This is a genomic window from Sulfuracidifex metallicus DSM 6482 = JCM 9184, from assembly GCA_032834875.1.
Taxonomy (GTDB): domain Archaea; phylum Thermoproteota; class Thermoprotei_A; order Sulfolobales; family Sulfolobaceae; genus Sulfuracidifex; species Sulfuracidifex metallicus.
This window is the reverse complement of sequence record CP135238.1, coordinates 1659657-1679536: the sequence shown is the minus strand read 5'-3', so window position 1 is coordinate 1679536 and position 19880 is coordinate 1659657. Positions and strand designations below refer to the sequence as shown.

19 protein-coding genes and 1 pseudogene are annotated in these 19880 nt (G+C 37.2%); 9 read left to right on the top strand and 11 right to left on the bottom strand.

What is annotated here, in order from left to right; genetic code table 11:
• Positions 1-347 precede the first annotated feature (347 nt).
• Positions 348-605, top strand: coding sequence for a hypothetical protein (locus RQ359_RS09305; protein WP_156016721.1), 258 nt, complete (start codon positions 348-350; stop codon positions 603-605).
• A gap of 43 nt (positions 606-648) precedes the next feature.
• Here RQ359_RS09305 and RQ359_RS09300 read toward each other — a convergent pair whose 3' ends face one another.
• The 5 genes from RQ359_RS09300 to RQ359_RS09280 all read right to left on the bottom strand — a co-directional run bounded on the left by RQ359_RS09300 (position 649) and on the right by RQ359_RS09280 (position 6130).
• On the bottom strand, positions 649-2244 hold the full coding sequence (locus RQ359_RS09300; RefSeq protein ID WP_457921175.1) for a thermopsin family protease: 1596 nt from the start codon (positions 2242-2244) through the stop codon (positions 649-651).
• A 280-nt stretch (positions 2245-2524) separates the two neighbouring features.
• A complete protein-coding gene (locus tag RQ359_RS09295) occupies positions 2525-4039 on the bottom strand; it encodes an MFS transporter (protein ID WP_457921174.1) in 1515 nt (504 codons plus the stop codon).
• A gap of 73 nt (positions 4040-4112) precedes the next feature.
• Positions 4113-4475 (bottom strand): DsrE family protein, encoded by a 363-nt coding sequence (locus RQ359_RS09290; protein ID WP_054838733.1) that lies wholly within the window; start codon positions 4473-4475, stop codon positions 4113-4115.
• Between the two features lie 258 nt (positions 4476-4733).
• Positions 4734-5564, bottom strand: coding sequence for a carboxylating nicotinate-nucleotide diphosphorylase (gene nadC / locus RQ359_RS09285; protein ID WP_054838734.1), 831 nt, complete (start codon positions 5562-5564; stop codon positions 4734-4736).
• On the bottom strand, positions 5564-6130 hold the full coding sequence (locus RQ359_RS09280; protein WP_338116975.1) for a GMP synthase subunit A: 567 nt from the start codon (positions 6128-6130) through the stop codon (positions 5564-5566). Before RQ359_RS09280 ends, nadC begins: the two co-directional genes overlap by 1 nt.
• A gap of 339 nt (positions 6131-6469) precedes the next feature.
• On the opposite strand from RQ359_RS09280, the gene RQ359_RS09275 reads away from it, so the two are divergent.
• The 4 genes and pseudogenes from RQ359_RS09275 (at position 6470) to RQ359_RS09260 (ending at position 9253) form a co-directional block, all read left to right on the top strand.
• Positions 6470-6862 carry a CBS domain-containing protein gene (locus tag RQ359_RS09275; protein ID WP_156016727.1) on the top strand — a complete coding sequence of 131 codons (393 nt, stop codon included), beginning with the start codon at positions 6470-6472 and terminating at the stop codon, positions 6860-6862.
• Positions 6863-6901: 39 nt separating this feature from the next.
• Entirely contained in the window at positions 6902-7555 is a 654-nt protein-coding gene (locus RQ359_RS09270; protein WP_156016729.1) for a DUF5752 family protein, read from the top strand.
• A pseudogene (locus tag RQ359_RS09265) lies at positions 7552-8750 on the top strand (glycosyltransferase). The gene RQ359_RS09270 and the pseudogene RQ359_RS09265 overlap by 4 nt, the downstream one beginning before the upstream one ends.
• A gap of 173 nt (positions 8751-8923) precedes the next feature.
• Positions 8924-9253, top strand: a complete 330-nt coding sequence (locus RQ359_RS09260) for a winged helix-turn-helix domain-containing protein (protein WP_457921173.1) — start codon at positions 8924-8926, stop codon at positions 9251-9253.
• A gap of 118 nt (positions 9254-9371) precedes the next feature.
• Here the strand turns inward: RQ359_RS09260 and RQ359_RS09255 are convergent, their stop codons facing one another.
• The 5 genes from RQ359_RS09255 to RQ359_RS09235 all read right to left on the bottom strand — a co-directional run bounded on the left by RQ359_RS09255 (position 9372) and on the right by RQ359_RS09235 (position 14212).
• Positions 9372-9593, bottom strand: a complete 222-nt coding sequence (locus RQ359_RS09255; protein ID WP_457921172.1) for a hypothetical protein — start codon at positions 9591-9593, stop codon at positions 9372-9374.
• Positions 9594-9781: 188 nt separating this feature from the next.
• Complete coding sequence (locus tag RQ359_RS09250) at positions 9782-11353, bottom strand: cation:proton antiporter (RefSeq protein WP_054838741.1); 1572 nt, start codon at positions 11351-11353, stop codon at positions 9782-9784.
• Between the two features lie 156 nt (positions 11354-11509).
• Positions 11510-12334, bottom strand: a complete 825-nt coding sequence (locus tag RQ359_RS09245) for a DMT family transporter (protein WP_054838742.1) — start codon at positions 12332-12334, stop codon at positions 11510-11512.
• A gap of 268 nt (positions 12335-12602) precedes the next feature.
• Positions 12603-13937: a DUF711 family protein gene (locus tag RQ359_RS09240; RefSeq protein ID WP_156016737.1), complete on the bottom strand. Its 1335-nt coding sequence runs from the start codon at positions 13935-13937 to the stop codon at positions 12603-12605.
• A 2-nt stretch (positions 13938-13939) separates the two neighbouring features.
• Positions 13940-14212: an ACT domain-containing protein gene (locus RQ359_RS09235; RefSeq protein WP_054838744.1), complete on the bottom strand. Its 273-nt coding sequence runs from the start codon at positions 14210-14212 to the stop codon at positions 13940-13942.
• 267 nt (positions 14213-14479) lie between these two features.
• Here RQ359_RS09235 and RQ359_RS09230 point away from each other — a divergent pair, with 267 nt between their 5' ends.
• The 3 genes from RQ359_RS09230 (at position 14480) to RQ359_RS09220 (ending at position 18390) form a co-directional block, all read left to right on the top strand.
• Entirely contained in the window at positions 14480-15442 is a 963-nt protein-coding gene (locus RQ359_RS09230) for an alpha/beta hydrolase-fold protein (protein ID WP_156016739.1), read from the top strand.
• 5 nt (positions 15443-15447) lie between these two features.
• The gene (locus RQ359_RS09225; protein ID WP_156016741.1) at positions 15448-16632 is read left to right on the top strand and encodes a hypothetical protein; all 1185 of its coding nucleotides are present in this window, start codon (positions 15448-15450) and stop codon (positions 16630-16632) included.
• Positions 16633-16953: 321 nt separating this feature from the next.
• Positions 16954-18390: an MFS transporter gene (locus tag RQ359_RS09220; RefSeq protein WP_156016743.1), complete on the top strand. Its 1437-nt coding sequence runs from the start codon at positions 16954-16956 to the stop codon at positions 18388-18390.
• A gap of 122 nt (positions 18391-18512) precedes the next feature.
• Here RQ359_RS09220 and RQ359_RS09215 read toward each other — a convergent pair whose 3' ends face one another.
• Entirely contained in the window at positions 18513-18953 is a 441-nt protein-coding gene (locus RQ359_RS09215; RefSeq protein WP_156016745.1) for an NUDIX hydrolase, read from the bottom strand.
• A 59-nt stretch (positions 18954-19012) separates the two neighbouring features.
• On the opposite strand from RQ359_RS09215, the gene RQ359_RS09210 reads away from it, so the two are divergent.
• Positions 19013-19879 carry a fumarylacetoacetate hydrolase family protein gene (locus RQ359_RS09210; RefSeq protein ID WP_156016747.1) on the top strand — a complete coding sequence of 289 codons (867 nt, stop codon included), beginning with the start codon at positions 19013-19015 and terminating at the stop codon, positions 19877-19879.
• Position 19880: the final 1 nt, after the last annotated feature.

Sequence of the window (19880 nt, the reverse complement as noted above, 5' to 3'; positions counted from 1 at the left end):
TTTTATATGATGAAAATTATTATCTGTAATCTTGTTGAGTCAGAATACTGAAAGAAAGATCTAATTCTTTACAATATAAGTAAGTATATTCTACATTGTTTTCCGTGTACTGTATCTTGAATCTTGGACTAACGTATATGATCTTTCTTCAAATAGAAAAATAGATCTCTGATTATAAAAAGAGAGAAGGCAAGGCGATTGAAGTTAGCTCAGATGTACAAAAGATTTAGTATAATAAGATACTGTACACGTTTCTCTAAGCTTTGGAGAGACACTATCATAAATATACCCTAACTGCTCCTGAATTCTAATAAGAAAACTAGCTATTATATCTGAAGTGAGATGAAATGATATGCCTAAACTTCATCCTGTTATTTATTCTAGGATCGTTCTTGATAATTACTCTCTTTATTACTTTCAGAACACTGAGAAAGCCTTCATTCACAGATACTCTTGTCTTCCTTTCGTTATATATCGCGTTTTATTCGTCCATAATTATTTATTACGTTGGAGGTAGCTTAATACTTTCAATTTTAGTGTTAATTAGCATCGCTATAGTCGTAGTTGTCTTCAGGGTCTTGAAATCCTTGAAGATAATTAATTGAAGGTTTTTCTCTACTTACTTTCAAGTCAATTAGAGAGAAAAGTTCAACCCTTGGATTTCCTTTCCCTGATTACTACGATTATGGTAAGAAACAATATAATAGTTGCCACTAAGATAAGTAAGAATAAAAATTCCCCGTCTTTCAATTGAATGTAAACTTTCTCGTTTATTGGACCGTTAACCGTAACGTTGGCTCCGTTACTAACTTTATATGTACCCACCCAGTTAATGTTTGCAAATGGTATAGAAGGATAATACAACGATATTGTCTTCCCCGCTTCAACCCACTCTTTTTCAGTTCCGTTAGGCATGACCAACTTAACAAGATACTCCTTTGTATAATTTGGTGTTATATTTTCTGGAAAGTTCACTTCAAGAGTATTATTGCCGTTTAGTACATACCTTTCACTTATATTATTTATTATTGATGGGAGAGTCAAATTGCCTCCTTCTGGAATCCAATAAGTTATTGACCCGTTAGGAAGATTCACGCCTACTTTAACATACTTCTTATAAAATAGAGATATATTATAAAATGAGAAGCTATCCTTAGGATACACAGCAAAAGATTTGTTTAAAGGAATTAACCTCACTGTGTTATTATTTAATGGAGACAATTTTTCAATTAAAGGCGAAGTAATATATCCAAGGCTTTCATTCAGAAGCTTTCCATTTACCAAAGTGTTAATTTCCAGAAAAGTGAAGGGAGTATTAGGAGTGAAATTGTTTGCCAGAAACATTGGATTAGCGTTACCGACATAGACATTGATTTCTTTAGATAGAGAGACGTGGATTCCAGCAGATTTCTCAGCGGTGACTAAGCCAAAGTCGTAAATGAATGGAAAAGAAGTGACTTTTGAATTATTGTAAAAGAGAGCTAAGGAAGCATTAATCTTAGAGAAATAAGATACCGATCCACCGCCAGGACCACCGAAGACTAACTCTACATCATAAGGACGACCTTCAGGCGTTAAGGTTGGAGCAACCGTAATAAAAGACGAGGAAACATTCACGGGAATAGTTACGTTATCGAACCATATTATTTTAGGTAAATAGAGAGTACCGTTCTCAATGATCACGTAACCGAAACTAAACTTCAGGTAGTTTTCACTCCGCGATACGTTCTCTAACAAGTACCCCGAAAAAGGATACTCTAAACTTTTCCAATTAGTAGAGTAAATGTATACTTGACCTTGAGAAGAGTTATATATCTTACCAATTCCAATTGCAGTTAGGGGAGAACACAAACTTGAAAAGTTCCATACGTTATCTATAAAAGATATCTTATTGTCTGATGTGTTAAATAATATCACATTTTGTATCCAGAAAGTATAGTTTTCTATTGCATTCTTTGATAAAACAACTGAGTTTAATTGCAAAGACGCTCCATATGGATAGTCTAGACATGAGCTGTTACTACGTATTACACTAACGTTAAAGAAACCTAAGACCTCCTTTGTCTTGATCATAAAGTATCTTATATTTCCGCTATCATTAGATACGCCAAATGATGCTATCCCAAGCGGTAGGACAGAATTATGTAACGCCTTGTTTATCTCTTGAGTAACTGGTGATGCATTAACTACAGACGCAATTGTAATAACGAAAAATAGTAACACTGCCATTGCAACTAATTTCATTATAAATAATGTGTTTGCCTTATTGGTTTAAACTTATCCCTTACATCTGTCTCACTTTATTTAAATTATTTGAATAGATTAGAAAATATAACTAAATATATTTTATATTATGAAATAGAAATCATTTTATAATAGAATCTTAATTATTTTCTAAAATTTTGAGAATGATATTCATAAGACTAATATAGAATCTAAAATATTAAAATCTAAAAATAATCTATTATAGTGAAAATAATCATAATATCTTTTTTAAAATAAAAATAATTTTATGTATTTTAGTTTATCTTAATTCTTCCTTCGATTTGTGATCCTGCTGAACAATAGATGTTGTCTGAGGGGTTTTCTCCGAAAACTTGGACAAATCTATGTTCCTCGACATCAACGCTATTAATACCATAACAAACCCTATGCCAGCAGCTACAAAAAATATAGCCTCGAAGGCAAAATCTGAAGGTAGCTTTACTGTCATATAACTTGTTATTCCATTCATAGTAACTGGATATACATGATATGTATAGTAAGTCGCTAAAAGGGAACCGGCTATTGATGGACCAAAGGCACCACCTATTAACCTAAAGACGGTGTTCATACCAGTTGCTACACCTAGCGATTTTCTCTCTATTGAGAAAGTGAGTAAATTTATTAGCACTACATTAAGCATTGATGAGCCTAGCATCATCATTGCTGCCAACGTTGTGATTAAAGCTTGACCTGCATTTGCTCCATTTATAGAGACTAAACCTAAGAGGAAGTAGAATACCGAAACTAAAGCCGAAGCTCCCACTAACACTGATTTTGTACCGCTTCGTACAACGAAACGCGAAGCTAAACCTGCACCAACTATCTGCATTAATGATACAGGCAAAAGCATCAATCCGGTTCCTAATATATCTAGACCGAATCCTATGGGGACTGGAAGCTCATAAAGGTAGGATAGAGACTGGTATGCCATGAACATACTTATTCCTGCAACGAATGCAGCAATGTTAGCAACTAGGACGTTCCTCCTCTTCAATAGCTCCGTCGCAATTAAAGGGAATTTTGCCTTACTCTGATAGAATATAAAGCCTGAAAATAGAACTGCACCAAATATTAATGTACCAAGGAACTCTAAAGATGTCCATCCCCAATTAGGTGCCTCGGAGAATGATAGAGTCATCAAGCTTAGCGAAGCTCCCATCATTACTACGCCAGCATAGTCAATCTTGCTTCCCTTATTAACATATCTAGACTCTTTAATGTATTTAATTGTAAGAAAGTCAAGTAAAATTACGAAAGGAATTACCGTGTGATAAGTGTATTGCCACCCAAAATTCTGTGATACGTAACCAGCTATTGGTAAACTTATGGCAGAGCCTATTCCGAACATCGCACTAACAGTACCTTGGGCCTTAGGAACTAATCTGGGAGGAAACTCCTCACGTATTATACTAAATGCTAAGGGAAACATACCCAAGCCCATTCCCTGTAGAACCCTAAATGCTATGAAGGAGTCGAAGTTAGGAGCGAAGCCGTTCAATGTAACTGCAACTGCATAAATTGATATTATTATACTTAATATCTTCTTTTTACCATAAATATCTCCAAGCTTACCTACTATAGGATTTGAAACTACTCCACTTATTAAGTAAGCTGTTAGAACCCAGCTTACCGTGGCTGAGTTGACGTTAAAGTCACTGGCAATTGTAGGAAGTGAAGGTATCAACATTGCCTCAGTATACATTACCATAATTGCTATGGGGGCTAATATGAACAAAGCTCTCTTAGCATATTTCAGATCGTACTCATCAGACATAGTTATCAACGAGGTAGATGAATTTATAAACTTATCTAAAATTTCATTTAACGAAAAATTGGATATTTAACCTTTAAATGGTTAAGGTTTCGTAACCCTCCTTTATTCTGTTCAAAACATATATGCCTCCTACGGGAGCAAACTCATCTACAAGTCCATCTTCTATATCTTCCTTATCTAGACCTACGTTTTTCATTGCAACTTCACAAGCGATCACTTTAACTCCTCTTTTCCTGGCTTCCTTAATAGCCTCTAGAATAGGCTTGAACATAACCTGCTTTTTGTTCAGAGCTTCGACTGCAGGAGTTAAGAATATCATTTCTATATATATGTCTGGATCAGCCTCCTTGATCTTTGATGCCATTCCCACATTCGCTAATAACTTTGCCATATTCTCTCTTCCAGTCATGAATACGAAAAGTACTTTATCATTCATGAGATAAATGATGTAAAAGAAGTTTTTAAGTATAGATATTATGATTCTCTAATCATTTTATTGATATATTCCTTTTAATTTTTTAACAAAAGAGTGGCTATAAATATTTACAAGGATCTATAATTCAATCCATTTTGTTTGGAGCGATCAGTAATCGCTTTATTCTGAGTCTTTCAACACAAAAAATGCTGAACCTCTTAAAGTTTTTTATATTAAAATCAAACATCACGAAGTATTTTTATGCTATTTAAGAAGAATCTAAAATCTGAAGACGTCTAGGCTCATGTCTAATGCTTTAGAGGAATGGGTTATGAAACCGCTAGATATCACATCAACTCCTGTGGATGCGTATGCTCTAACGTTATCAGGAGTTATGTTACCAGAAGCCTCTAATATTACCTTACCCTTAAGCTCTTGTACAACTTCCCTGACCTCTTGAGGAGTCATGTTGTCCAAGAGTATGGCGTCTACTCCTTCTCTGTATGCTTTCATAGCATCTTCCAAGGAAGAGACTTCAACCTCTATTTTCTTGGTAAAGCTACTGATGGACTTTGCCTTCCTGATGCTCTCCGAGACTCCTCCTAAGAGAGAGATATGATTATCCTTAATCAAAACTGCGTCAAATAACCCTAACCTATGAGGATCTCCTCCACCAACTTCTATAGCGTATTTTTCTAGATCCCTAAAGCCAGGGGTAGTTTTTCTAGTCCCGGCTATTCTCACATGTTGATTAACTTCCCTGGCATTCTCTACCATTAACTTGGTTGCAGTTGATACACCAGATAGTCTGGAGATCACGTTTAGTACAGTCCTCTCTACTGCTAGAACTACCTCTCCGTCTCCTTCAAAAGTTAGTACTATATCGTCCCTCTTAACCTTGGAGCCATCTTCCCTGTAATTCCTCACTTGTAATCCCATGTATTTTAAGAAAGGTATTACCACTCTAACTCCACAAAGCACGCCTTCTTCCTTTAGTCTCAATTGCGCTACTGAATTAATACCTGAAGCAAGCCTACCTGTGATGTCATCAGGATAGGCATCCTCCTTCAGGAACGAGAGTAATTTTTCCACAAGAAAGGAATCGAGCATTACTTCTTAATTGCTGAGATGAAGTTCTTAAATACTAGAGTACCGTTCTCAGTATGTTTAACTTCCGGGTGAAATTGTACCCCAAATACTGTATTGTCATGGTTTACTATAGCTTGTACTTTAGAGTAATGGCTTGATGCTAGCACCTTGAAACCACTCGGTGGTTCTATCACCTCGTCCCAGTGACTCTCCCACGCATTGAACTCTTTGGGGAATCCCGAGAGTATGGTATCATTGTCTTGTATTTCCACCTTGATTAAACCATATTCTGGTGAAGTTGCCTTCTTCACCTTGCCTCCTAAGACATATGAGATGAGCTGATGACCTAGACATATACCTAGCTTAGGTATATGTGTCTCTTTCACATACAAGGGGGAATTCCCCATCTTGGAGATCTCATCTTTCACTGAGAATGGCCCGCCGCTGAAAATTATCCCGTCAAAAGAATTCAGCTCTTCCACTGGTCTATCGGTGGAAAACACAGCGGCTTCAACTCCTAGGTACTTCAGGTTCTTCAATATTAGATGATTATATTGACCACCGTAATATATTAACGCTATTTTCACGTTAGTCTTTTTGAAAACTAATTTATAAATATGAGGTTCTAGTTCATATCATAAGATTATACTGAATATAACGATTAAATGACATTATATATCATAGATTTAAGTGGTTCAAAATAAGGTACACATGCTATGAGACACTCACTAGGGAGTTCATCTTACCAGCGTAACAGTATATCATTCCTCATCCAATCCAGCTAGAGAGTGAGATTTAAACAGTATGTATACAGAACTTTTATAAAAATAATATTCATCAGATCTCGGAGACCGCTACATCAGCTTTTAGAGATTGACACAATACCAGAATAGGTTTTAAATATGTATATGATCAGATGATTATTAATGGATGTGGGAGAACTTATAAAAAGAAAACCTGTTAAGGTTACCCCCGATTCCTCCATAAGGGAAGCTTGCATCATAATGAAAAAGGAGGGAGTAGGTTCATTGCTAGTTGAGGATGGAGGGAACCCCGTAGGTTTCTTCACTGAAAGGGACGTAATAAGAGCCGTTGCAGATGGGGTTGGACTAGATGAGAAAGTATCGACGGTCATGACTCAAGGAGTCGTTACAATTCAAGCTGATAAGGACGTGTCTGAAGCAATTTTGTTGATGAATAATGAGGGAATAAGGCACTTGGTTGTCGTGGACAACCAAGGTAAGGTAATTGGTGTTATATCGATGCGTGAAGCTGCGTGGGCTTTAAACTCGATTACGTTGGACTCTTCCGCGTGGTAGACCTATATTTAAAAGGTTAGGAAGCGAAATTAATAGGAGATGATAGATCTTTACAGTAGTGGGAAAGGTATCCCTTTCGTTTTTCAGGGGGCCTATTACCCTAAAATATATTCTAAGTTGAAGGCAAGCAACTTGGTTCAATTGGCAGGTGCTATCGAGAAGGCTGACAAGTACTCCATTTTCTATCATATATTTCATCCAATATTTACGTCCCATCTGGTTGCGGAGGACTTACCTAATGACTTTGCAGTATGGATAGACCAGTCGCTTGGATTAAGGGAGCTTGCAGAAAAAATAGCTGATATCCCAGGAGCTGAACCGCGAGACGCAGAAGACGTAAGAAAGGAGCTCATAGAGATCATAAACTCGTATAAATCTGTAAGGGAAGGCTTAAGACCATTTGTCTTCGTATCTTGTTATCCAATAGTGTACGACACCGGAAGGAGGGCTTCTACTTTAGCTGAGTTCCTTGATACAATAGCTACCATAGATCCTAGGGCCATAGTTTGGCATTTCGTTTCAAAAAGAATACTTGGAATGTCAAAAAAGAACGACTTCTCAGCATGGCTAGAGGAAAACTTCGGTCTTACCGACGTTGCGTCTAAGTTGTCAATAATCGATCCTCAAACTTACACCGATGAAGAGAGGTTAAGGGATGACATAATACAAACCTTGGAGGGTGAGCTATTATGATAGAAAAATACGCTTCTGTAGTAGGAGAGCAAGAAATAGACGGCATTGTAAAGATTGCGGAGAAGCTAAAGGGAGTCTCAGTACTCCATGTGAACTCAACTAAGGCAGGAGGAGGAGTTGCCGAAATCTTAAATAGAATGGTTCCCCTTATGAAGGATCTAGGGATAAACGTCGACTGGAAGATCATTAGGGGGATTCCGAATTCTTTAATGTTACTAAATCTTTTCATAACTCTTTACAAAACGGTACGGGTAGCCTTAACGATGAACAGTTCAAGATCTATGATAAGTGGCAAGAGATAAACTCCACTGAAGTACCACTGGATTATGACGTAATGTTCATACATGACCCTCAACCTGCAGGTCTTGTGAAGTACAAGAAGAACAACACTTGGATATGGAGATGCCATATAGATATTTCAAATCCATTTCCTCCGGTTTGGAAGTTCTTGAGCCATTACGTATCTCAGTACAAAAGTATGATAGTTTCAGTTCCTTCTTTTGGTAGGGACGATCTAGATATTCCACAGTTCGTAATACCTCCCTCAATAGATCCTCTCTCGATAAAGAACGGATTCATCCATGACGTTACAGTAAGGAGAGTACTGAGAAAATATGAAATAGATGAGAATAAACCTATAATAACTCAAGTATCCAGGTTCGATCGTGCCAAGGATCCAATTGGCGTGATAAGGGCATTTAAATTGACCAGAGCTCATGTTGACTCTCAACTTGTTTACGTAGGAAGCCCCGCATCGGACGACCCTGAAGGAGAGATAGTATACAAGGAGGTAGTAAAGGAAGTTGGAGATGAAAAGGACATACACTTACTAATGTTACCTGCAGGTAGCGATCTAGAAATTAACGCATTTCAGAGGGCTTCAGCAGTGGTAATGCAGAAGTCAATAAAGGAAGGCTTTGGTCTAACCGTTAGTGAGGCAATGTGGAAACAGAGACCAGTAATAGGTGGAAACACTGGTGGCATACCGCTGCAAGTAATACACGGAATCACGGGATACCTTGTTGACAGTGTGGAAGGAGCTTCCCATTACATGACTTTCCTGTTAAAGAACAAGGAATATGGTAATGTTCTAGGCGCGAGAGCTAAGGAACATGTAAGACAAAACTTTCTCATTACGAGAGAACTTAGGGACTATCTACTCACTATTCTGTATTCAATGGGCAAGACTCTATGAATCTTCTTTTATTTTAATACATTTTTCACTATAAAACCTATATCTAGGAGTTGGTCTAATAAAAACTTTTTTCTCGATATCATATGTATATTTAAAATTATAACGTATCGCCAGTTATGGCTACTATCCATATAGTATTGATTATAAGTATTTTATTTTAATAGAGAGATTTAATGACAATTAGAAGAAGCTCTATGTGCCTCGATATGGAAATTATTTTGGCAATATATGAAGGCCAAGAAAATAGATCTATAATAATTAAATCTTTGGGAATAAATTCAATTATTTTCGATAAACATATAGAAGAATTAATAGAAAAAAATATTGTAAAAAAGAAAGAAAATGGTTATTTCGAACTTACAGAGAAAGACAAAAAGCTAGCAATAAAAATAAAAAAACTATACGAAATATCTCAGAGCATTAATTTTATAGAAGAGGAGGTAAAACAGTATTTGGAGATCAGTAATTCACAGAAGAGTCAAGGAGTTAATGGAATTACTTAACGATATGAAGTTTAACGAAAGTCTATCAAAGACACAGTTGAGAGAAAGGATAGGAAATACGCACTTTAAGTTTGTAAAAGATATAGGTTTAATCATAAGGGAAAAAAGTTATTTCAAATTAAACAAGGTCAGTATACAACTTATCTCCTTCCTCAAGTTTACCTATTACTATCGCCCTGAAAGCTGGCGTCAAAGTTGATATATAAGACATTATGTCACTATAACTCTTCACTCTTTTGATTATCCCGTTCTTTATCACGTAAACTTCATTATCATCGCTAACTTGAACTTCTAGCTCACAAAGCTGTCCACTGCCCCTTATACATTGCCTATAAACCATATATAATTACTAATAGGTAGATCTTCTTAATATTTATAACTACTAGGCTTCAGAGTCTATTTAGATCTTTTTACTTACCTCTAAAAACACCATAATCTTAAAAATTGACCTTTTCGATGCCCTCTAAAGGTCATTCTATTCCACTAGCAGTTTTTAAAAATTCTTATAAGGTACTTATAAGGTATCTGTTATCTGATCCTATTTTCTATCAAACCTTCTACTCTTTTCCTGAATATGATTGAAAATATTGCTATAAACACGAGGAAAAATAGTAACAGATATGTTCCAGGTATAGGGAGTGAGTAAACGTCGACACCGCTTACCATCCAATCTATTGAAAGCAAAGTTGATAACACGTAAAGAGTCCACCTTACCATATCTCTCAACGAAGATTCTATGTTCTGAGTTAATCTTCTTACAACGAAAAGCCAAAGTAGTGTTATAGATATCCAAGTGAAGAGAAATAGCACTGCTCTCGCTAAAATTGTAAGATAATTAGGTAAAAATAGTTCAAGAAACGTCCCTATAACGTAGGACGAGAAAAGTAATGCTATACTATAAAATGAAAATTTTGTTAAAATTAGAAGAAAATAAGGATATTTAATCTTCACTTCCTTCTTGGAAATAGAAGCTATGATGTAGTCTAACTGAGATATAAACTGGATCTGGGAAATTTTGTATATCCATTTTAGAATTCTCTTTTCAAACAGCAGTAAAATGGAGGAAATAGTAGAAGATCCAGTAATGATCAAGGTAGACACATCGTAAGCTAAAGGAACTGAATAACCTAACTGAATCGCGTTAAGGGAGAGTATCAAACCGAATTCGCTTAGGGATATCATATAGAGACCTAACCTGAAAGCCTTCAGAAACTGGTCTCCAGTTAACCACGCCCCAAAACTAAAAGCTAGATATTTGATTACCATAAGCACTATTAGAAATGGTAATGCGTCCCAGGAAAATTGAAAGAAAGTCCCAGCGATTATGAAGAAGAAAATGAGGGAAAAGTCTCTAATTCCTTTTAAACTATCAACTACCTTCTCTGCGTTTCTAACTGCACTTGCAACTGATAGACCTAAAATGAAAGATCCAAGGGAAGATGGAATTCCAACTAAACCGCTTATTAAATTAAATAGAAAAATAGATGAGATTGCGGACAGGATGATGGCTTCACTGCCCAATGACACATTATACCTTATAAAATATCTTGACAACCCTATACCGATAAGGAGGGAAGCCATAGAAAAGAACAAGGTGTAAATTACGCTCTGTCCGAGCAGTGAAGCGAACAGTACGAAAACCATGACATCTTCTAACGAGCTTACCGCTAACATGAAGGATCTATCCTTAGGATCTATCCTTTTCTCGGACAACTTGTAAACGATGCTCGTGCTTGAGTCAATGCCTATTATCCCTATCATGACTGTTTGTATCAACGAAATGTCCAATAACCTAGAGATAATGAAGACCGTAGCCATTACTATCGACGTTTCTATAATAACTGTGAGGGTGACTCTTCTACCAATAGACTGAAGATTCTTTACGTCGAGAGAAGCTCCTATCTCGAAGGATACAAGTCCTGTTGCTAAAAGAGTCAGAAAGTCAAATAGATCTGTAGGATAGGAGAAACCTAGGTACTTCCCTAAAAACCCTGCAAGCAGATATGCCAACACTGGGGATAACTTCATCCTATTTAAAAGAAGCCCTAGTATAGAAGCGATGAACAGGACCAACGTCAGTCCTGCAGTGGAATTTTCCACATATAAATGGAAAAGGAGTAGAATTTAAGACTTCCTATATTTATCTTCAAAGAAGTTAAATTCTTTATTATGTAACATTATATATGAGAAACTTCAGTTGTAATTTTGAAAATAGTTTTCTTATCTCAAAAAGATTTTTTTAGATGTTTATTCATATCACCATATTTTATGAACAATTTTTAGCTGCCTCTTGGGCTTGACCTTACCAACTCCGCCCTTTAATCTAGACACGCCAATTCCGACTGCCATTAGGGATAGACCAAAAACTGAGTAAAGGGAAGGAATATCAGATGTTATAATTGAGTCTAGTACAGTACTAAATATTGGGATAGAAAAGCTTGCTACTGTAACCTTGTTTACTTTCTCGTATTTCATCATCACATTCCACAATATGAAAGTCACTGAGCCACCTAAAGTACTTACGAAAAAGAGATCTGTTAACGTTTCAAAGTTCAATTGCATCTCTAGCCCAAACAAGGGAGAAACTATTAACATCATTATTCCACCCAACAATAACTGAGAAGTATTTACGATCAAAGGATCCATGTCCTTCATCTTCCTATAGTAAACGGTGTAAGAAGCCCAGAAGAAAGCGTTTATAAGGGTAAGCTCGCTTCCTTCTAATTCGAAACCGCTAAGCAAGGGTATGCTATATATGCTTAAACCGAACGTGGCAACCAGCAGTCCTATTATTTCTTCTTTTTGAGGTCTCTCCCTAATTAGGATAAGTGCCAGAGGGAGGGAAAATATTGGCATGGAATAGCTTAAAACTGCGGACTGAGCTGGTGACACATATAGTAGACCATATCCCCATAGCACCGAGCTTATTGAAGTAAGTATTGCCAAGATTATGGTATCCTTGTTTATTACTATCTTCTTTACTATCATTAGAAGGGGAAGCCCAGCTATAATGTATCTTATTCCCATAAATAAGACGGGAGAAGAATGTTCAACTCCATCCTTTGCAAAATAATATGACAATATTGAAAAAATAATGTAAGGAACTAAATATTTTAGTATGTTCATAAACTGGTCTTTAAATAAGCCGTCTCAGACCTTCTTTTAAAGCTATTCTATAGGTTGACTGGCATTTAGCTGTAGAAGGACAAAGAAAATCAATAACTTTTATTTAAAACTTAAGATCAATTAGTAAAAATTTATTTCAAATTCACGTGAGAATAATAGAAGAATTTTATAGAAGTTACGAGTTTAGCTGAAATCTGACGAAGTTAACCTTAGGCTATCTTTTTCAGCCAAATTCTAGCCTCTTTAAGAAGTTTGGAATGAAGCCGTTCATGTTAGATATCTGACTCTTTATCCCCTTAAGCGGCATTATGACAACCTTTCCCAAGAGTCCGCCTAAGTCCACTATGCTTCCTGGTTTACCGTCTATGGGAACTAACCTAACGCCAAGAGATTTGTTTAATGATAGACCCAATGAGAGCTCATCCAGTATGAGCGAAGTAACCTCTGACTTATCGGATTCCTTGCTCACTCCAACCATGTCTATTCCGGTATTACAGACAGCGGACATCATAATCAAGGTTTCAAACGTGAGTGAACCAGAGAGTGCTGCTTCGGTCATTCCTGAGTCTTCGCTCACCGGTATGAAGGCTCCGCTTAGACCACCTACCGATGACGTTGCCATTGCACCTCCTTTCTTTACAGCGTCCAAGAGGATTGCTAATGCAGTTAGAGATCCGAAACCTCCTACCTTTTCTACTCCCATGGACTCTATAACTCTCGCAACACTGTCCATGGTTTTAGGAGAAGGTGCAAGAGAAAGGTCTACTGCTCCAAATGGAACCCCTAGAAGGTTAGACACTTCCCTGCCGACTAACTCTCCGAGTCTTGTTACCTTAAAAGAGTACCTCTTGATTAGGTTATGTAATTCTCTTATGTCGTTAACTGAACTTTTGCGTATAGCTGACTCTATAACACCTGGACCGCTAACTGCTACATTAATTTGCGCGTCAGGCATTCCCAGTCCGTGGGTAGACGAAGGCACAAAGGGAGAGTCTGGAGGGAGGTTCACCATAACAGCGGTTCTGGATGATGCATGAGGTTCCATTTGAAATATCTGAGAAACAAACTTCCTAACAGAGTCTAAATTGATCCCGCTAAATGTAGATCCTGCAGAAAGAACTCCAGCAACTCTAGTCGTGGAGTTCATTGCTGAGGACAGCGAAGAGAGATAAACCTCCGAACTCCTGGAAGTTCCTCTGTCGGCGAAAGCTGAAAAACCTCCAATGTAGTCTATCCTTCCCTTTTCTGCCATATCCTCCAAGGTCTTAGCTAGCCTCACTGAGAAGTCAGCTTGTGGCATTGGTTCCAACATGAATTGAATTGGGGACACCGAAACCCTTTTAGTTACTATACTAATTCCATACTTCTCCTTTACTTCATCAACCGCGTCAGAGAAACGTCTTATTTTCTCAATCTTAGAGAGAAGCTTTGAGATAACGTTCTCTTCTCTTGAATCAATTGAATCCATCGTGTTTATACTAAGCGTGACTGACCTGATGTCTAGATCTTCCTCGTTAAGCATCTTTATTACTTCAGTTATTTCGTCGGGAGAGAACATGGTCACACCCTTTCCATGTATCTAAATACGTCTATGTGGTAAAGTAGAACGTCAACTTTGAGCTCCTTTCCCTTGTTCTTTAATGACTCCCTAAGCTCGCCTATCTTCAAAGAGGAGTTTGATATGTCAACAATCATGATCATGGAAAAAACTCCCCTTAGTACGGTTTGAGATATATCCACTATGTTTACATTGTTCCTTGCCAGTTCAGTGGATATACCAGCTACTATTCCAGGCTTGTCTGATCCTACTACCACGACTACTGCAAGTTCCATATTTATGGGAATATCAATTTCACATTTAAAAATTGGAATGATCAGAAAGGTATCTTCCCCGAATTTCAATCTTAACATTTAATAAACTTTTTGTAATACATTAAAAATTGAATATAGAATCATTTTTAATTATAACTAGCAAAATGTATCCGCGTAAAGCTTTCTAGTTTCTGTTTCATTATAATCATAGAATCTTATACAAGAATTTCCTTAATGAGCCGATTTCTAAGGATAAACTCTATTTAAAACAAGGAGCTAATCCATGACATGAGACTAAATTTCACAGACTTCGAAAGTGAGGCTCTTAAGGATAACCCTTTAGGAGACCTATATAGGAGGAAGATTGCTGTACTAGAGCCTAACAACCCTGAAGGAAAACCATTGATTGTTTACCTGAGCGGGTTTCTAAGCTCTTCAATAGCTATGTTGAATTACGATCCTTTCTCGGAGAACATGAAAACCAGACTTGAAAGGATGATTTCCGAGGGTAAAACTAATGGCGTGATCATGGTTCTCCCTGACACTTTCACTAAAATGGGAGGAAATCAATTCCTTAACTCCTCAGCTGTAGGTAACTATGAAGATTTTATAATTGAAATTATAAAGTATTTTTCGGAGAAATATAACACTGATAAAGTTGCTCTAATGGGAAAATCTTCAGGAGGATACGGATCCCTGATGATTGGTATGAGACATAATGAAGTTAAAGCCATAGCGGATCACTCAGGCGATGCTTACTTTGAGTATATTTACATTCCAGATTTCCCTACAGCAATAGATAGGTTGAGGAAGTTTTCCTCTTGGAGGGAATGGCTCCAAAATTTCTGGAATAGAGAGAGTAAAAAAAGAAAGGACGAACTTACTACCCTCAATATACTGGCAATGGCCGCGTTCTACTCTCCTAATGGTATTGATGTTGATCTTCCCTTCGATTTGGATACAGGAGAAATTAGAGAGGATGTATGGAAAAGGTGGTTAGAAAAAGATCCCGCAAGGGTCGTCAAAAACCACTTCAATGAATTGAACAAGAAAAGTGTAATATTTATAGACGTGGGAAGAAGAGATGAGTATAACATCCAATATGGAAGCAGGATACTTCATTCGCTACTAACTAAAGGAGGCGTACCTCACATATACGAAGAATTCGAGGGAGGTCACCATGACACTTCCTTTAGATACGAATATTCAATAGCCATCTTGGAAAAGTATTTAAACAATGCTGAAAATTAACTAGAATGGAAAGCCTGCTTCAAAGAGTTAAAGAGAAAGGAATATCTGCAGTCTACGGCTACGAGGACTTGAGAGACTTATACGAATCTTACTATATTCTGGACTACGAAGGCTATTCCCAGATTAGAAAGAGAATTGCTTGGGAACTAGCTTCAACCCTAACGAGAGAGAGTGAAGGAAAGTTGGAGAGCTTTTACATGACATTGACCACATTGATAGTTTTCTTTAGGGAAGTGTCGTTTAAGATGGTCAAACCTTCAAAGGCAATACCATTGCTTAAGGAACTTGGAACACCACTTCCCCTGAAGTTCGAGAACTCTACCTTGTCTCTTGAGACTCCAATAAGAATAGAGGCTGACTTTGACTTTCAGAGGGTTGTTGGAAGAATCATGGGTAGAAAGGTGGAGATGGACCTCTTTGACGTACAATCCAGCAGGGAGGTCGATGGATTAAGATCGGTTAGCATGAAGGGACTTACGATAATTTTGAAATTAGATTATAGTCATGGCAAGGTTTCATTGATAGCAGATCTAAAGGTTAAAGTTGAAGACAGAGGTTTGGATAGGGATATAAAGGTAGAGGAACTCAGAACTGCGGTAGGGAGAAGCCTCAAGGAGATTCTTGGAGGTTCGTTTAACATACACTCTGAATTCGAGGATATGATATCCAAGGAACTTGAAGCTATGATAGAACCAATTCTTTCCTCCTATAGAAAGAAGTTAGAGGAAGAGACCGGATTCCAAGAGGTAATCCTGATTCCTGCAGATAGAGGATACTTGATAAATGTCTTAGAATCAGGCATTCCTCAGGAAAACATGATACAGTTCGTTGACGACATTCACCTTAGGGCGCTTTCAAGATTAAGGAAAGGTATAGATGAAATAAATAATCTAGAACTGGGAGATCTTTTAGACGACAAAGTAAAAATAGAAGGTGGTATAGTTCAGTATGGAAAAAGTAGGCTCTCCAACGCTCCAGTTCACGTAAAATCGTTGGTGATTATGATAGCTTTGATAGCATCTGCACAGCCTGGCTCACTAATTCTGGTAGATGAGCCTGAAGAGCATTTAAAAGATGAAGACGTAGAGAAGGTAGGAAAGTTCTTACTTTCGATATCATCACAGAAGTTAGTTATATCTACAAGAAACAAGGCCCTATACGAGAGGATCGCTTCCATCGAAAGAAGTTGACTTTTATTTTATTAATATTCTAAAAAAATTAGAAAGTGAGCAATGGTAATAAATATTTATTCTATCTATTTACATATAAAATTTATTAAAAATAATTTTAAACTTTAGCAATACTACTGAATCTTATCATCTCCTTTTAAAGATTTTCAATTATAAAAATTAACTTTAAAGCATTTTTCAAATTAAATCTTAATTTATAAACTCGAGGCAAATGTGCATGCATCATAAACTATCTAGAAATATATAGATATAAATAGATATAGGAGAGATAAATAGAATATTTTCAAAATGTTTAAAAACTATATTATTGAATACAGCTAAATGAAAGGCAATCCCTTCAAGTCCTTAGATGAAACCAGACTAAATTTTTTCCATTTCAAGAACTTGTTTACCACTGGTATGGGAGTATTTACAGATGGATACGACTTATCGTCGATAGGAATCGTACTGGGTTTAGTACTTTCTTCCTATGGAATAAAGGAGGGTAGTTCATCATATGTCCTTTATGACTCCCTAGTAGCAGGTTCAGCGTTGGTAGGTGCAGCTATTGGAGCACTGATATTTGGTCAATTATCTAGAATGGGAAGGAAGAAATTTTACGGCATCGACGTTGGTCTCATGACTGTAGGCGCGTTATTACAAGCATTGGCTCCTAACGCAGCTACCTTAATAGCAATCAGGTTTTTACTTGGAATGGGAATAGGTGCAGATTATGTATTATCGCCTATGATAATGGCCGAGCATACCAACGCCAAGGACAGAGGAAAGATAATTGCACTAGGATTCGGAATGTTCTGGGGTTTCGGCGCTACCACAGCTGCAGCCATAACGTTGTTGTTATCTTCAATCCACATATCTCCAGACATTATATGGAGAATCGTTCTAGCAGCAGGTGCAATACCTGCAGCGTCTGTTATTTACCTAAGGAGGAAAATTCCTGAGACGGCTAGATACTTAGGTAGAATTAAAGGGGATTTGGAGGAAATGAAGGAAGTAATAAGAGAAATAACAAACAGCCAAAATGTAAATGTGGACAATGACTTAAAGGATAACAAAACCCTTAGGTATTACTTTAGAAGGAACTTCAGAACGTTCTTCGGTGCTATGGTACTATGGTTCTTATTTGACATAGCGGCCTACTCTTCAATATTGTTCGGACCAACAAGTATAGCCAAGGTATTAGGACTGACGCCCTCTTTATTTCAGTTCGTAACAGAATTTGCATTCACTGTGCCAGGCGGAATTATGGCTATTCTGCTCATAGATCGCGTTGGAAGAAAACCCCTTCAGGTAGTTGGCTTCTTAGGTATGGCATCGTTCCTATTAGCCTTCAGCACGTATCTTTCAGTTACTGGTACTACTTTGGATATAAAGACTGGTGCTCTAGTTATAGGCCCTGCTTTCTCTCCTCTTCTAGGAATATTTTTATATGGAATGTTCAATTTCATGGAACAAGCTGGACCCGGCTCTATAAGTGCCTCAGGGATGTTAGGAGTTGAATTATCACCTACCAGAGTAAGAGGAGAAGTGCAATCATTTACAGTCGCTGCGGGAAGGATAGGAGCTTCCATATCATCTTTCATATTTCCCTCCTTGATGGCTACTTACGGAATATCCTTTGCAATTACCTTCTTGTCAATACTGATGTTTACTGCTGCGATTATCACTCTGTTAGTTATACCAGAGACAAGATCTAAGCCGTTAGAGGTATCATCAGGCGAGCTGGAAACTATTGAAGGTGAGAAAAACAAGGCTTAGAAAGAGGTAAAGAATATCTCAGCATTTTTATTTTATACGTAATTTTAAAATATTAGAAAATTATATATATATTTTCACATATAATAGAACTTATTTAATACACTACTCTTTACGAGGAAAGGTTAATTCACCTTTTTTCCTTCTTTCCTTTTTTGGAAAGCCAGCCTTAATATCTTCCTAACATTTTCATACGTATCTATCTTATCTAGATCCTCGCACGAAAACCAAGAGCCGTCAAGAAGATCTCCACCTACCTTTTCAACTAGAAATATTAAATCGTAATGGTAATGGATTTCATTGGGATAGTTGACAGTTTCCATGGATATAGTTAATGGCATCGGTTCCGGAGAGACCAGAGGATCCATTGTATCAAATTTATCTCCAATAACCTTAACCTTAATACCAGTCTCCTCTTGGAATTCCCTTTCAGCGGCCTCCCTAGGGGTTTCATTGACCTCTACATGACCTCCAGGGTAAAGCCACTTATTGAGTTTCTTGTGTTTTATAAGTAGAACTTTTTCTCCTTCTATAAGAATTCCTCCCGCAACAATGCACTTTTTCATAGTTTAGCAACTAACTACATTGATTCTAAACTTATAGGGATTACAGAACACTCTAATTTATGAAGATTGGTTACGCTATTTTAGGCCAAGGAACTAAGGCAACTGTAATAATTAGGGAAGGAAAGGCTCTATATCCTCAAAATAACGCGTTTTCTTGCCTCTTTGAGGATTCATCAAAAGTAATATCTGCAATAGATGAAATCTCATCTTTAAAAATGAAAGAAGTCCAAATAAAGAAGTTTTTAGCTCCAGTTTATCCTGAGAAGATATTTCTTCCAGCCGTTAACTTTAGATCACATTCCAAGGAATCTTCCATGAATCCTCCTAAGGAACCTTACTTTTTCACCAAGTTTAGAAACACGTTAGTAGGAGTAGGCGACCCAATAATTATTCCTCCTTATCTTAACAAGGTTGATTATGAAGGCGAAATAGGAGTCGTGATAGGTAAGAGATGTAGGGACGTAGATAAAGAGAGGGCTATAGACTGTGTGTTTGGTTTCACAATAACCAACGACGTTAGTTTTAGGGACTATCAATTCCCCGGAATTCAGCCATATGGACTAAATTGGGTAAAGGGAAAGGGCTTAGATTACGGTATGCCCATTGGACCTTGGATTGTAACTAAGGACGAGATCGACCTCAATTCCCTCAGGATTATTACCAGAGTGAATGGAAAGAAAGTTCAGGATGGAGCAATAGACGATATGATATTCGATATCCCATCCTTGATATCTTACATAAGTAAAGGGATAACGCTGAAGCCAGGAGATATAATAACCACAGGAACTCCTGCAGGCGTAGGGGAATTCGGAGATAAGAATTACCTTAAACATGGAGATATAGTGTCGGTAGAAGTTCCACAAATAGGCGTACTATGGAACAAGATAGAAGTTGAACCCTTAGAAAGTATGAAAGAACTTACGTGAA